This is a genomic window from Vibrio tetraodonis, assembly GCF_003350295.1.
Lineage (GTDB): Bacteria > Pseudomonadota > Gammaproteobacteria > Enterobacterales > Vibrionaceae > Vibrio > Vibrio tetraodonis.
The window spans coordinates 167,731-182,153 of the sequence record NZ_QLYY01000014.1 but is presented as its reverse complement, the minus strand read 5'-3'; the positions used below and the strand labels follow the sequence as shown (position 1 = coordinate 182,153).

Annotated in this window: 10 protein-coding genes; 7 read left to right on the top strand and 3 right to left on the bottom strand. The window is 41.4% G+C overall.

The features are described from left to right. On the top strand, window positions 1-447 hold a 447-nt coding region (locus DPF90_RS11260; RefSeq protein ID WP_275895330.1), incomplete at its 5' end, for a transketolase-like TK C-terminal-containing protein. Window positions 448-534: 87 nt separating this feature from the next. Further along, window positions 535-1,533, top strand: a complete 999-nt coding sequence (add, locus tag DPF90_RS11255) for an adenosine deaminase (RefSeq protein ID WP_114786431.1) — start codon at window positions 535-537, stop codon at window positions 1,531-1,533. Between the two features lie 33 nt (window positions 1,534-1,566). Here add and DPF90_RS11250 read toward each other — a convergent pair whose 3' ends face one another. After that, complete coding sequence (locus DPF90_RS11250) at window positions 1,567-3,129, bottom strand: methyl-accepting chemotaxis protein (RefSeq protein WP_114786430.1); 1,563 nt, start codon at window positions 3,127-3,129, stop codon at window positions 1,567-1,569. A gap of 306 nt (window positions 3,130-3,435) precedes the next feature. On the opposite strand from DPF90_RS11250, the gene ylqF reads away from it, so the two are divergent. The 5 genes from ylqF (at window position 3,436) to DPF90_RS11225 (ending at window position 9,007) form a co-directional block, all read left to right on the top strand. Beyond that, window positions 3,436-4,380: a ribosome biogenesis GTPase YlqF gene (ylqF, locus tag DPF90_RS11245; RefSeq protein WP_114786429.1), complete on the top strand. Its 945-nt coding sequence runs from the start codon at window positions 3,436-3,438 to the stop codon at window positions 4,378-4,380. Between the two features lie 45 nt (window positions 4,381-4,425). Then, window positions 4,426-5,397 carry a CobW family GTP-binding protein gene (locus DPF90_RS11240; RefSeq protein WP_114786428.1) on the top strand — a complete coding sequence of 324 codons (972 nt, stop codon included), beginning with the start codon at window positions 4,426-4,428 and terminating at the stop codon, window positions 5,395-5,397. 432 nt (window positions 5,398-5,829) lie between these two features. Beyond that, window positions 5,830-7,233, top strand: a complete 1,404-nt coding sequence (gene clcA, locus DPF90_RS11235) for a H(+)/Cl(-) exchange transporter ClcA (protein ID WP_114786427.1) — start codon at window positions 5,830-5,832, stop codon at window positions 7,231-7,233. A gap of 67 nt (window positions 7,234-7,300) precedes the next feature. Then, complete coding sequence (locus DPF90_RS11230; RefSeq protein ID WP_114786426.1) at window positions 7,301-8,260, top strand: TDT family transporter; 960 nt, start codon at window positions 7,301-7,303, stop codon at window positions 8,258-8,260. Window positions 8,261-8,356: 96 nt separating this feature from the next. Further along, entirely contained in the window at window positions 8,357-9,007 is a 651-nt protein-coding gene (locus DPF90_RS11225; protein ID WP_114786425.1) for a hypothetical protein, read from the top strand. Window positions 9,008-9,058: 51 nt separating this feature from the next. Here DPF90_RS11225 and DPF90_RS11220 read toward each other — a convergent pair whose 3' ends face one another. Together DPF90_RS11220 and DPF90_RS11215 are read right to left on the bottom strand one after the other, a co-directional pair. Continuing rightward, window positions 9,059-11,170: a bifunctional glycosyltransferase/CDP-glycerol:glycerophosphate glycerophosphotransferase gene (locus tag DPF90_RS11220; protein WP_114786424.1), complete on the bottom strand. Its 2,112-nt coding sequence runs from the start codon at window positions 11,168-11,170 to the stop codon at window positions 9,059-9,061. Between the two features lie 202 nt (window positions 11,171-11,372). After that, a complete protein-coding gene (locus DPF90_RS11215; protein WP_114786423.1) occupies window positions 11,373-14,414 on the bottom strand; it encodes an AAA family ATPase in 3,042 nt (1,013 codons plus the stop codon). Window positions 14,415-14,423 lie beyond the last annotated feature (9 nt).

Here is a 14,423-nt window from a genome sequence, read left to right as displayed (position 1 = left end):
GTTTTCTCTCGTCAAAACCTCGCGCAGCAAGAGCGCAGCGCAGAGCAAGTGGCGAACATTGCCAAAGGTGGTTATATCCTAAAAGACTGCCAAGGCCAGCCAGAGCTTATTTTAATTGCTACGGGTTCCGAAGTAGAGCTTGCCGTTAATGCGGCGGCTGAGCTAAGCGCGCAAGGCAAGCAAGTACGCGTGGTGTCTATGCCATCGACTGATGCCTTTGACAGACAAGACGCAGCGTATCGTGAAAGCGTTCTACCATCAGATGTAACAGCGCGTGTGGCTATTGAAGCCGGTATTGCCGACTTCTGGTACAAGTATGTTGGCTTTGACGGCCGCATCATAGGTATGACAACCTTTGGTGAATCAGCACCAGCAGGCGAGCTATTTAAGATGTTCGGCTTTACCACTGAAAATGTGGTAAACACAGCGAAAGAATTACTCGACTAATTCTTCTTGCGCTTAACAAAGCCTCGCGATGCGGGGCTTTTTTGAATGAATAACGATACTTTAACCTTTCAATAAAGGTAGAGACTCATGCAATTTATTGATCTTCCTAAAATTGACTTACACTGCCACCTTGATGGCAGTGTGCGCCCTGAAACGATTCTTGAGCTTGCAAATCAGCAAGGTATTTCCCTACCGACTCAAGATATTGAGCAGATACGCGAGCTGATGATCGCACCTGAAACTTGCCCAAACCTTGATGAGTACTTAAAGCGTTTTGACTTGCCCCTATCTGTGATGCAAACCGCTGACGCACTTGAGAGAATTTCTTTCGAGCTTTATGAAGATGCGGCAAAAGAGAACGTCAAATACCTTGAAGTACGTTTCGGCCCCCTATTACATCTTGAAAGCGGATTAACACTTGAGCAAGTGCTATCAAGCGTTGTCAACGGCATGAAACGTGCAGAATCGCTTTACGATATTAAAGGCAACTACATCCTTTCGATTCTCCGCCATGCACCAAAAGACAGAATCAAAGAAGTATTAGATGTTGGTCAGCCGTATTTAGGCAATGGTATTGCTGCCTTTGATCTCGCCGGTGGAGAAGCCGCTGGATTTTGCGCCGAGTTTGTCCCGTATGCCGAGTACGCTAAGGATAAGGGTTATAACGTCACGATTCATGCTGGCGAGCAAGGTGTGGGGCAAAATGTTTATGATGCAATCACCTTACTAGGCGCAGAACGTATTGGTCATGGTATTCACATTACAGGCCATCAAGCTGCCTATGACATGGTCAAAGATCAGCATATCGCTTTAGAAACATGCCCAAGCAGTAATGTTCAGACCAAAGCGGTTACTGCCTTATCTAACCACCCTGCAAAGGTATTTTTAAAAGATGGTATCGCCATTACAATCAATACCGATAACCGCACTGTGTCGAATACGACAATGACGGCAGAAGTGGAAAAAGTCATGCAAGAATTTGCGCTAACACTTGATGATTACTTCAAGATTTACTCATACAGTGTTGAGTCTGCGTTCACTTCTGAGCAGGTTAAACAACACCTACGCAGCTTTATACCTGCGTAGAGCTGTCTAGCCACAATAGCCGATATTTCTCGGCTATTGTTTTTCTTCAAATCGCTGCGCAAGATGATAAAACTCGTTCACTTGATTACGCAGTTCATGGGAATGTTGGTTAACTGATTGAGTTGCTATCAGATTTTTCTCCGCAGCTGACGCAATCGACTGAATATGCAAATTCACATCCTCTGATAATCGGCGCTGCTTCATCGAGGCATCCTCGACCACTTTCATCAAGTTGTCCATCGAATGCATCATAGCTTCAACATCTGATAGACGTTTTGCGCTTTCTTGAGCCACTTCACCACAGGCATTGGTTTGCTCGCGATTTTCAATAATATCTTTCTGCCACTTTTCAATCGTCTCTAACATAGTGCCGATGCTGTCTTTGATTTGCACAGTGGCATTGGCCGTGCGACCTGAAAGCGCTCGAACTTCATCTGAGACAACCGCAAATCCTCTGCCCTGCTCCCCCGCTCTTGCAGCCTCAATTGCCGCGTTAAGCGCCAGTAAATTGGTTTGTTCGGCGATCCCGCCGATTTCTTCCATCATTTGACTGACATTTTGCGCTTGTTCGCTCAGTTGAAAAGTGGCTTGCGTGGCCTGCTCTGCTTGAAGACTTAACTGCTCAAGGTTGGCATGTGTTTTGTCTATCGTCTCTTTGGCTAGCAAACAAGTATTTAGCGTATCATCGATAAGTTCATGGGCTTCATGAGTGCTGGTTGAAACTTCATTAGCGGTTAATTCCACCTCTTCTGACGCCACTCGCACTTGGCGAATATCACGAGTTTGTTGTTCAAGCGCTTCCGACACCTGATTCGTTGTCGCGCTTAAACTGTCTGATAGACTCAAAAGCGGCCTTGCAGAGTCTGTCATTCGTCCTAAGACAGTACGAATACGCGCTGATAGCAACTTAATATGAAAGTCCGCAACAGAAAACTGTCCTTGACCAGAGTAAATCAAACGACTGATGCTGTCATAAACTGTTCTTAAATGCTTTAGCTGCCTTGGTGTGTCGACAAGCTCTTGTTTAAAAAGCATAAAGCCAGCGAGTGGAAGCAGATTCAAAATCCAGCTAAGCGCGCCTTCAACGGCAAACGTTTTTGCGAGTAGCGGCGCAATGAGGGCACCAAACACCATGACGTAGCGCAGCGCATCGAAACGAGGAAGTGATTGGCGACGTCCTGATTTTTCGGCTTTTCGCAATTTTTTGTATGCCTTATCGGCAACATTTACCCATTCTCTTTTGGGTTTAACCCGAACGGATTGGTAACCAACCATCTCGCCATTATCATAAATGGGCGTCACATAAGCATCTACCCAGTAAAAACCACCCGATTTGGTCCTATTTTTAACAATGCCACGCCACGCCTGACCGTTTTTCAAATGCGCCCACATATCAGCGAATGCGGCTTTGGGCATAGAATCGTGACGGACAATGTTGTGATGCTGTCCAAGCAATTCATCTTGGCTAAATCCTGCAATGCGGCAAAAGGCTTCATTACTGTAGGTAATAACACCACTTAAATCGGTAGTGGAAACAAGCTGTTCATTAGTTTCAAATAAGGTTTCATGTTCTTGGGAATGTTGGGTAGCTGCCATAGATTTATTTTTCGAATTATCCATATGAAACACGAAATATAAACAACAAACACAGCTAAGGCAAAGTATTAAATCAGTTTCATTTAACACTTTTTAATTATCATAAGTTTTACTGTATATCAGAGCCTTATTGTGGTTTAGACCTTTTGGAAAAAACCAATGACTAAGTTATGAGAAACTCAAACTCAATGTTAAGATTAGCTATAACTTAGTGCTTTACGGCAACTGAGCGTTATCGTGGGTATCAACCATCACGATTAGCGTTATGCCGCCAGCCGTTTCTATTTACAAAGGCCAAATATTCACATGGTTAACAACACAATCCAATGGTTTCCGGGCCACATGCACAAAGCCCGTAAAGAGATCGAAGAAGCCATTCCACAAATTGATGTCATCATCGAAGTATTGGATGCTCGCATTCCATTTAGCAGTGAAAATCCGATGATCTCTGAAATCCGCGCTGGCAAGCCGGTTGTAAAAGTTCTAAACAAGAGAGACCTTGCTGATCCTGAATTGACTCAATTATGGATAGACCATTTCGAAAAAGAGCAAGATGTTAAAGCGATGGCGATTACCACGTCTAATCCGCAAGAAGTGAATAAGATTTTGGACCTTTGCCGCAAGCTGGCTCCCCACCGCGAAGAAATCGGCAAAAATATTCGCACCATGATCATGGGCATCCCAAATGTGGGCAAATCAACCATCATCAACACGCTTGCAGGCCGAACTATCGCAGTAACGGGAAACCAGCCCGCTGTCACTCGCCGTCAGCAAAGGATCAACTTACAAAATGGTATTGTGCTTTCTGACACGCCGGGGATTTTGTGGCCGAAAGTAGAAAACCCACACAGCGGGTTTCGCCTTGCAGCCACAGGCGCAGTAAAAGACACTGCGATGGAATATGAAGAAGTGGCTTTCTATACGGTAGAATACTTAGCCCAAGCCTATCCAGAACGCTTGAAAGAGCGTTACCAAATCGAAGAGTTGCCGCAAAGCGACATTGAGTTGATGGAAGAAATTGGTCGTAAGCGCGGCGCATTGCGATCAGGTGGCCGTGTCGATTTACACAAATGTTCAGAGATTTTGCTCCATGAACTGCGTAATGGCACCTTGGGACAAGTCACGCTTGAACGTCCTGAAATGATCACTAAAGAGTTGGTTGAAGTCGAGATCGAAGCCACGCGTAAAGCCGAGCTTAAGGCACAGAAGAAAGAAGAACGTCGTAAACGCTATTTGAAAAACAAGCGCTGATCGACTTCTTGAATAGATTTAGAAATGGAATGACGAACGATTGATATGCAAACACCAACAAACATTATCACAGGCTTTTTAGGTTCAGGTAAAACAACCGCCATTCTTAACTTGCTCAAAAACAAGCCTGCCAATCAAAATTGGGCTGTGCTGGTCAATGAATTTGGTGAAATCGGCATTGATGGCGCGATACTCACGCAGCAAGGAACGCTAGTCAAACAGGTGCCAGGCGGCTGTATGTGCTGCGCTGCTGGCGTGCCGACTTCTGTCGCCATCACCTCATTGTTACGTAGTAAGCCGGACAGGTTGATCATCGAACCGACAGGATTGGGGCATGCAGACAAGATCCTCGCGACTCTTATGTCTGAACAGTTTCGCGAGCATATTGACTTAAAGGCAACCCTTGCCTTGGTCGACCCGCGTAATCTTTCCAATCCAAAATATCTTTCTAATGATAATTTTATTGAACAGCTCGGGATTGCCGACGTAGTAATAGGAAACAAGGTAGACCTATGTACTACGGAAGACATAGACGCTTTCAATGATTGGGTAGCCAAGCAAGATCCGCCAAAGATCAATGCACGCCTTGTCAAAGATGGGCAGTTCCCGATTGAAATCCTCGACAGCATTAGAGGTAATATTTCACCTAAGGTGGCTAATTTACATACTCATGACCAAGATATGGCTCCCCCTCTAACACTAAATGCTGGGCAGCACGTTCTTAGGCGAGAAAATAGCGGCCAAGGCTATTACAGTTGTGGTTGGTTATTTAGCGAACAGGTGGAATTTTGCTTTGATGAATTGCTGTCAATGCTATCTGACCTATCGGCTGAGCGTATCAAAGGGGTCATGAAAACGGATAAAGGGGTGATGACACTCAATATCTCTCATGGTGTCGTATCGATATCAGAGGCGTCAATGTCAGCCAAGGAGAGTAGAATCGAAGTCATTGATAGCCAGAAGCTACCTTGGGAGCAACTCGATGCCATCCTTCAGCAGCTCGCTGGCCTTTCATAAACTCTAAACAACAAAAGGCGCACAAATCAGTGCGCCTTGTCCCTCGTGACTCAATCGTGAGCTTGCGAATCAGTGCCTTCATCTTCGACATTCTGATATTAATACGAGGATTTCTGTATATTTGGGTAAAACTTTCCATATTGTGTGCAAGGTTAACTTTCTCTATGCGAATAGTTCAGATTTCCTTACCCTTTAATTGTGGTTTATATCGCTCAGAGATCAAGAAAACAAGTGTGATCCTCTGTCAATAAAATGAAACTTAATGCATAAAATTTTATTACATATTTGAAATTCAAATTTTCACTTTTGATAGATAAAGATTGTCCTTATCAAGCGTATAATCAGCCCACTGATCCCTAACACCCTAAGCGAAATTTGCTTGAGCATCGGGCGCAGCACTGATACTCATTCATAACAGGGACCAAAATACAAATGAACACCAGAGAGAAGATCAAGCAATCCTTTTTATCTAAGGTACCAAAGGATGCGATTAATCAATTTCTCTCAAAAGACAAAACACCTCTCTCTGTTCTCGCCCTCTCTTTGATAGTAGGAATATTATCTGGCCTTGTCGGCACCCTATTTGAGATGGCGGTTCACTTTGTTTCAGACACCAGAACTGATTGGTTAAAACAAGCAATTGGTCGTTTGCTACCGCTTTGGCTCGCCGCAATTCTGATTAGTGCTGCACTCGCTTTTATAGGATATTACCTAGTTCATCGTTTTGCTCCCGAAGCCGCAGGTTCAGGCATACCTGAAATTGAAGGTGCCATGGATGGAATACGACCAGTTCGTTGGTGGCGAGTTCTTCCCGTTAAGTTTTTTGGCGGAATGGGCGCATTGGGCTCGGGTATGGTGCTGGGTCGAGAAGGCCCCACTGTGCAAATGGGCGGCGCTATTGGACGTATGGTTACTGACATTTTTAAGGTCAAAAATGATGATACACAGCACTCATTACTGGCATCTGGCGCCGCAGGAGGACTAGCGGCCGCCTTCAATGCACCACTGGCTGGCATCATGTTTGTGATCGAAGAAATGCGACCTCAGTTTCGTTATTCACTTATTTCAATCCGCGCCGTTATTATTTCGGCAATTTCCGCCAATATCGTCTTTCGATACATCAATGGGCAAGATGCCGTCATCACTATGCCTCAATATCAACGACCAGAATTGGCAGCGCTATGGCTTTTCTTATTGCTTGGTGCAATGTTTGGTGTATTTGGTGTTGCATTTAATCGTTTGATCAATCTTTCTCAGGATCTGTTTGTAAAGCTGCACCGAAATGATCGTAAGCGATATTTGATTACAGGCAGCTGTTTGGGCGGTTTTTTCGGTCTTATGCTGCTTTACTTGCCCGAAATAACCGGAGGGGGGATCAGCCACATCCCTACCATTACCAATGGAGGTTATGGTGCTGGGGTTTTAATCATTCTCTTTATCGCTCGTATTTTAACTACCCTACTTTGCTTTGCTTCTGGTGCGCCAGGTGGCATTTTTGCTCCTATGCTGGCGCTTGGGACGCTATTTGGTTACGCATTTGGTCTTATCGTACAAACTTTGTTTCCAGGGCTTTTAATCTCTCCGGGCATGTTCGCGATTGCAGGTATGGGGGCGCTGTTTGCCGCCACAGTCAGAGCGCCCATCACAGGGATATTATTAGTTATTGAAATGACGAATAATTACTACCTAATTTTGCCTCTTATCATTACATGTCTCGGCGCTGTCATTGTAGCTCAACTCTTGGGAGGCCAGCCTATTTATAGCCAGCTTCTACATCGAACGTTAAAAAATGAAAAATTACGACAAGAAGATCTACCTTGTGAGAACAAATCATAGTTGCTAATTAAGCAACTGAATTGATATCATTGTTAGGCTAATCAGATTTTATTTAGGATTTACGCAGTTGAACTGGCGACGCTTTTTTAAGTTTCATAATGTCCCTCCATCTCAAGCAGCATTGTCGCTGGGCATCATTGGCTTGGGGCATGCTTGGGCGCTGTATATTCCTGAAGTGGGTATTTTTATCCGGCCCTACCTTGCTGCAATCGGTGCCTTATTACTTATTCCGGTATTAATTAAGTACCTGAATAACTATCGACTATTTTTAAACGATCTCCGCAACCCTCTTAACGGAAGCTTACTAGCACCCATGAGCATGGCGCTGCTGGTACTATGTGATTACCTAGCGGTTATTTCGCCTTTTATCGCCTATCCATTATGGTTTGCTGCATTGTCGCTACACCTTACTATGATGGTTCTGTTCTTCTTTTTCCAAGCTAAAAACTTTAAGCTTGCTAATATTGTTCCTAGTTGGTTTTTATACCCTGTAGGTCTTATCAGTAGTTCATTAGCTGGCACTAAATTTGGCCACACCGTGTTTTCTGAATCTTTAGTCAATATTTGTATCGCAACCTATTTTGTCATGTTGCCTGTCGTTCTCTACAGACTGATGTTTTTAGGCAGATTACCCAGAAGAGCGCGGCCAACTCTCGCTATCATGGCGGCGCCAATCAACCTATCACTTGCGTCATACTTGGTAAACTTTCGCCAGCCAGATCCAATTCTCACAGGAGCCTTGGCAGGCATAGCCATTACCATGACATTAACCATATACCTATGTTACTTCCGTCTCATTCGGCTTAAGTTCCAACCCTCTATTGCCGCCGTAACTTTTCCATCCGTAATTAGCGCGATTGCCATGCACCGCTTAACCAGCTTTTTCGAGCAATATCATCCACATTGGCATTGGCTACATAAGTTTGGTTTTTTCGAGCTGACTATCGCTACAGGTTTGGTCATTTGGGTTACGCTCAGATATATCAAGATGTACTGGCCTGAATTAAAACTTATAAAATCAGCTTGAAGTAATCTGAATTAAACGGAATTCAAACCGGACTTTATAGCTATCTGTGCTGATGATGCGTAGCATATTGGGCTCTAGGTTCTTAAGGTGCTTACAATGTTTAATGACAAAGTCCAACTACAAATCATCAATTTAACTCATAGAACAGACCGCAAAGCAGAAAGCATATCTGAATTAAAAAAATGCGGTATTAGTATTGATGATGAGTCATTCTTTGAAGCTTACTATAAACCAGAGTGTGGTGCGTTAGGCTGCAGTCTGAGTCATGGTAACTTAATTGCCCACTATCTATCTCACTCTTCCAGTCCATACTTGTTAGTCTTGGAAGATGACTTTGAAGTCCAAGAGTGCGAACTATTTCTTTCTAACTTAGAGAGAATTTTGGATTGCTCTAGCGATTGGGATGTATTTCTTCTTGGCAATAACAAAGCCATACCTATTGCAATAATCGATGATCAACTCGGGTTTTCTCGAGTAATCAACTCACAAACCGCATCAGGCTATATTGTCCATAGAAGCTTCGCTATTAAGCTAATGAGTACGTTTTTTGAATCTGCACTCGGTCTCGAGCATTCGAGCAAGCTCCCTCTCAAGCTCAATAAACTCGTTAGCCATCACTATTGCTTAGATATTTTGTGGAAGAAGTTACAAACTGAACATAGATTTGCAACAAGATTACCTTCATTAATCAAGCAACGGGCGAGTTACTCGGATATAGAGATGAAAAATGTAGATTATGGTGTTTGATTTAGACAAGTAGGCAAGGGTCAGAACTTTTTTGAGTAACAGGCATACTTATTATTCAGTTCTGTCCAACTCGTCAGCCATTGTTAAAATTCGGTTGCAATTCAATCTATCATTATAATCAAAGAAAACCTGGTCATCATTTAGATAGATTGTCTTATCATTTATTATTTTTCCTATATTTTCAATGACTTCGTCGCTATTATTACATGATGCCAAAAAGGGCGTTTCTTTATCCGTAATCATTTCCCCTCCTCGGACAGCAAGGAATGCTTCTTTGTCAAATGGATAAGTGATCGCGGGCTTTCCTAATCTTATAAAGTCAAATACAACAGAAGAATAGTCAGTGACTAATAACCTACCTGTAGACAACATATGTTCCCAGTTTAAATCTGACATATACCGGAAAGAAACGCATGGAAGATTAACGTTCATTTCAAATTTAGACATCTTATGATGTAATACCAAAGTAATCTGATGGTCATTTTCGCTTGCCCATTTTGATAATTTGGATATAAGATCAATAATTGAACGATAATATTGAGATTTTATAAATTCATCTGAGCTTTGATGTTCCAGCCAATTTCTCCAAGTTGGTATATAAAGAATGTTGTTGCATTGTTTGTTTGTAACTTCAGGAAGATAGTCATACCTTGAAAGCCCAGTGACTTTAATAATATCTTCAGGAAATGAGTAGTCACTAATAAAACTATTTTTCTCAAAATTAGATGAAACACAAAGCATATCAGGAAGCTCGTTCCTGCATGTCATAGAATAATGATCATAATAGAATGATGTACGATTGAGTGCCATAACACCATGTTGTAAAAAAATAAGTTTCTTGCTATTTCTTGGCTTTTTATTGAGAACTCTCCAATAAGGAGAAATATCTAACATTGATACGTCAAAGAAGTATCTTCTCGCCAGTCCAACATAAAATAAGTGCCTGATACTGCCATACTTTAAGACATTACCATGCTTACTCGCTTCTTCAGTGTTTTTCTCTCTAGTGACAAAATAACAGTTTAGTCTCCTACCTACGCCTTTAAAAAAAGCAAAGCCATTATCAGATATTGTTTTTCCTTCCCTTTCTCCTATAAGAGAAATATTTACATTAAAAATTTTTGAACAAAAAAAACCAATATTGAATAAAAGCAATGACTTAATGAAACTGTAATATATGATGGATTTTTTACTAATAATATATTTAAATGCACTGAAATTTAAACTGAAGATTACATGACGTTTTTTTAAATTATTATGATACATATTTTTTAAAAAAATCAACTCTCCAGAACTTAAGTATTTAAGAAGGTTGAAATTATATATAAGAATTCTTTTAACATCCTTAATATCTTCATTTTTAAATGACTTAGTCTTAGAATATATACCTATATTACTAATTAATTCTTTTATGAAGAAAAATTTTCTCATTTTTTTTTGAGTTTCTTTCTCAAGAGCACTAAAAGAATTATCAAGATCCTTTGTTACGAGGATAGATTCTTTTATATTTTTTATAAAGTATTTTTCGCTCTCAGTACTTTCTATATAGACGACCTTGTCAACAGACCCTATTCTTTTTGCCTTGTAATATCCATAAATACAAGGCTTACTATCACTGGAGTAATTAGAAAAATCTGAAAAAATTGACTCGTTTTCACTTATTAAAAATGCTTTCCTATATATCCTATTAAAAGGAAATATATTTTTTATCAGTTTTGGAGTTTCTTCAAAAGTAGTTGAATTGATTTTTCCAAGAAAATGGGAAGGTTTTATATATGCTCCGTTATCTCCAACATACTTTTCCCAAGCAATTGCCATATCTAAGCAGTGCTTTTCCGCGTGTTCAAATAAAGAAATCAGTCCATCTTCAACAACATATCCGTCTGATTTCATGAAGAATAAGTACTTACCTCTTGCGTTTTTTATTCCTGAATTAAAACAATATCCATTTTCAGGAAAGTCGCTTTTAATGACTGAAACTCTATCTAATTCAGAGTATTTATTAAATTCATAATTAACATTGCTATCGTCTATATTATAGGTTACAATAATTACTTCTATATTCAGTTTGCATATCTTTAATAAATCAATAGTATTGATTATAGAATATGAAATATCTCTTGCTGATATAATAATCGAGATATCTATTGTTTTACTTTCCATAATAGTTTTTCTAAGCAATATTTTCTAATACTAGCATAATAATAATTTGGATGTGAAAAATATTATAAATGCTCAATATATTATGCTTAGAGAAGTCTTAATGGATATTCTGTCTTTCAACGTCAATGTTCGTTACTGTATCAACCAAATCACGAAATACAGTAACTTCTCTCATTGAGTAACAATGACTAGCTGGTAACATTTATGCGCCAACAAGTAAGATCTTGCTTCCCGATCTTGATGAGTTCACATCCAGCCGTAGTGGCATCTGCTCTTTGAGCTCTGACACATGAGATATGACGCCAATCATACGCCCCGTTTGCTGAAGCTCTACTAGGATTTGCATGGCCAAATCTAATGACTCAGGATCTAAACTGCCGAAGCCTTCATCGATAAACAAGGTATCGAGTCTTATTCCACCACTGTATGACTGAACAACATCTGATAGGCCCAGTGCGAGTGCGAGTGCCGCCATAAACGATTCTCCACCCGACAATGTTGCTACATCACGTGTTTTCCCTGTGTATCCATCTTCAACCGATAAGTCCAATCCTCGGCCAGCGACACCCTTAAAGCCCTCGGTTTTTCGTACCAGTTGATAACGCCCCTGACTCATCACTCTCAACCTTTGAGAAGCTTGAATCAATACATCATCAAGTAACACACCCAACACAAAACGATGTAAACTAATTCTACTACCCGTTTTTCCGCTCGCGACATCGTAAAGTGTGCCATAAACTTTGTATTCGTCATCGAGTTTACTGTTTTTAGACCGTAATTGGGCAATATCCGAAGCCACTTTTTCCAAGCGATGGAAAAGCGATTGAGCAGCATCAAGTTCGCCTCGACGCTCAACGTGTTCTGACTCAAGAAGCGTAACATTAAGTTGCTCTTCTTCTAGATTTGGCCGAGAAGTGTTGGCAAGTTCTTGCTCAATATCATGAATGGTTTGCTCGAGTTTTAACTTAGTCGAGCTATATTGCTCTATTTGTTCACGCCATTGTTGCATTTGTTCTGAACTAGAGCGGCATTCTAGGAAATGCGCCAATGAGGAGAAGGAAGCGGCCTTTAAAGCACCATCCCACTCTGTCTCAGCCAATTGTGTATTGCTCCGCGCTGTAGTCGATAACTCTTGGTGAGAAGATATCTGAGACTCAATATTGGAATAGCTTACCGTCGCGTTATGCTGTGACTCTTGCGCATGCTTTAATGCATTATTAAGCCGTTCAATGTTCTGCTGGAAATCCAGATGCACGGCATCAAGTTGGGCAATAGAGTCATATGAGCCAGAGATTGAGGCTCGAAGCTGATTTAACTGTTTGTTCTGCGCCTCAAGTTTTGCGTCATTGGCTGATATTTCTTCTCGAAGAACGTTTATTTTCGCCTCACCGTTTTCACACCTTTGCTTAAGTTCCGCAGCGACACTTTCTAACTTAGGTACATCAATGGCATCAAGTTCATGGTATCTTGCCTTTAACTGCAAAAGCTTTTGCTCTGTCGATTCAATATCGAGAATAGCATCATCACCCAATTCCCGTTTGTATGACTGAATCAGTTTTTCCTGTTGGTCACACAAGGAATGATGACGCTCCAATTCGTTCAGTGCCGTATTAAATTGCTCTAATGCCGCCGTTTCAACTTGACGAGCTTGTTGCACATCCTGCTTATGTACTTCCTTACCTTCAAATTCGGCTGGGCTCGGGTGCTCACAACTACCACAAACTGGGCAAGGTTGGTTCGATTTAAGTCGTTTAGCCAGCACTGCTGCCTGAGCACTATGCCAATGCATTTCCAACTTGTCCGCATGTTGGCGTTTTTCTGCTAACTCTTTCTCTAACTGCTGCTTAGTTATACGAATAGCACTGATTTGGTTGTTAAGCTGTACCTGCTCAGTGATCAAAGATCTCAACTTACTCAGGTCGGCCAATAAACGCTGGGTTTTCGCTATATCAGCTTCAAGAGAGATTTTCTCCGTAGTCCCTTTCCTAGCACTATCTAAATTGCGTTCACTTGTCTGTAACTCTTCGAAAAGCTGAGCTTTTAACGCTTGGTACTTCGTCATGGTGTGAACATGCTCTTTACCTTGGGATTCAAGCTCTTTCAGATTAGTTTGCTGCAGATCTATCTCTTTTAGTTTTTCTTTACTTTGCTCTAAATGAAACAGTTGTTCGTTTAATTTAGGTAGTTGCTCAGCGTTTAATATGGCTTGTTGTAATCCTTGCTCACACAAAGTTAAGTGGGTTTGAGCTTGTTGCCTTTCAATATTAAAAGCCGAGATTTTGTTTTCCAGCGCCTTGACTTGATTAAGACATGATTGCCAATGTTGATACGGCACATTGAGCTTTTCCGCGCTGACAGCAAGCTCAAGTAATGAGGTCATGTCTATTATTTTATCTTGCCGCTCTAAATGCAGATTTAAGTTCTTTTGGCTGTGTTCCCGCTTAGAAAATTGACCAGCAAGCATCTTCGACTGCTCAAGTTTAACTTTCGCTTGATTAAGGCGTTCAAAGCTCGACTTTTCTTCTTGCTTAGCTTTAGCCAGTTGTTGAGTGATGTCTTCGATTTGAACATTCAATTCTTGCTCTGAAGACACTTCAGCAACTTTCAGCGCGCCTTGTATTTGGTTATCAAACTCTTCTTTAGCGGTAACAATAGACGAAGCTTTATCTTTTAAAGCGAATTCAATTTTTTTGTAGATATCGGTTTGAAACAGCTGACCAAAAATCGCTTCCCTGTCTTTTGAGCTTGCAAGCAATAATTCACGAAATTTTCCTTGCGGTAGCACCATTACCTGACGAAACTGACTTTCATTTAAACCTAGTAGACTGGTCACTTCCAGCTTCACTTGAGCCGTTTTGCTAGTAATTAACCGGTCACTTTCGGTGATTTCATAAAGCGATGCTGTATGTTTGCGTGTTGTTGTGCCCTCTCCACGCGACTTAGGTACTTGCTGCTCTGGCAAGCGAGTTACGCGGTAACGTTTGTCATGGAGCGCAAACTCAAATGTTATCTCTGTTGGTGTCGAGAGATCGGCCAAGTCACATCGCATATGAGTTGCTTGTCTCTCATTGCCTGTCGTCTCTCCGTACAGAGCAAAACAAATCGCATCTAAAATTGAGGTTTTGCCCGACCCTGTTGGGCCGTTGATTAAAAAAAGAGGATTACTGCCTAATAATCGAAAATCAATGGTTTGTGTCGTTGCAAAAGGACCAAAGGCTTGCAGGGTTAACAATAGTGGTTTCATTCTTTTCCC

Excerpts from the sequence above, each read along its gene's own strand:
- DPF90_RS11220 (WP_114786424.1), bottom strand. The coding sequence starts at position 11,170 with ATGGAAAGTAAAACAATAGATATCTCGATTATTATATCAGCAAGAGAT.
- DPF90_RS11250 (WP_114786430.1), bottom strand. The coding sequence starts at position 3,129 with ATGGCAGCTACCCAACATTCCCAAGAACATGAAACCTTATTTGAAACT.
- DPF90_RS11240 (WP_114786428.1), top strand. The coding sequence starts at position 4,426 with ATGCAAACACCAACAAACATTATCACAGGCTTTTTAGGTTCAGGTAAA.
- clcA (WP_114786427.1), top strand. The coding sequence starts at position 5,830 with ATGAACACCAGAGAGAAGATCAAGCAATCCTTTTTATCTAAGGTACCA.
- DPF90_RS11225 (WP_114786425.1), top strand. The coding sequence starts at position 8,357 with ATGTTTAATGACAAAGTCCAACTACAAATCATCAATTTAACTCATAGA.
- ylqF (WP_114786429.1), top strand. The coding sequence starts at position 3,436 with ATGGTTAACAACACAATCCAATGGTTTCCGGGCCACATGCACAAAGCC.
- DPF90_RS11215 (WP_114786423.1), bottom strand. The coding sequence starts at position 14,414 with ATGAAACCACTATTGTTAACCCTGCAAGCCTTTGGTCCTTTTGCAACG.
- add (WP_114786431.1), top strand. The coding sequence starts at position 535 with ATGCAATTTATTGATCTTCCTAAAATTGACTTACACTGCCACCTTGAT.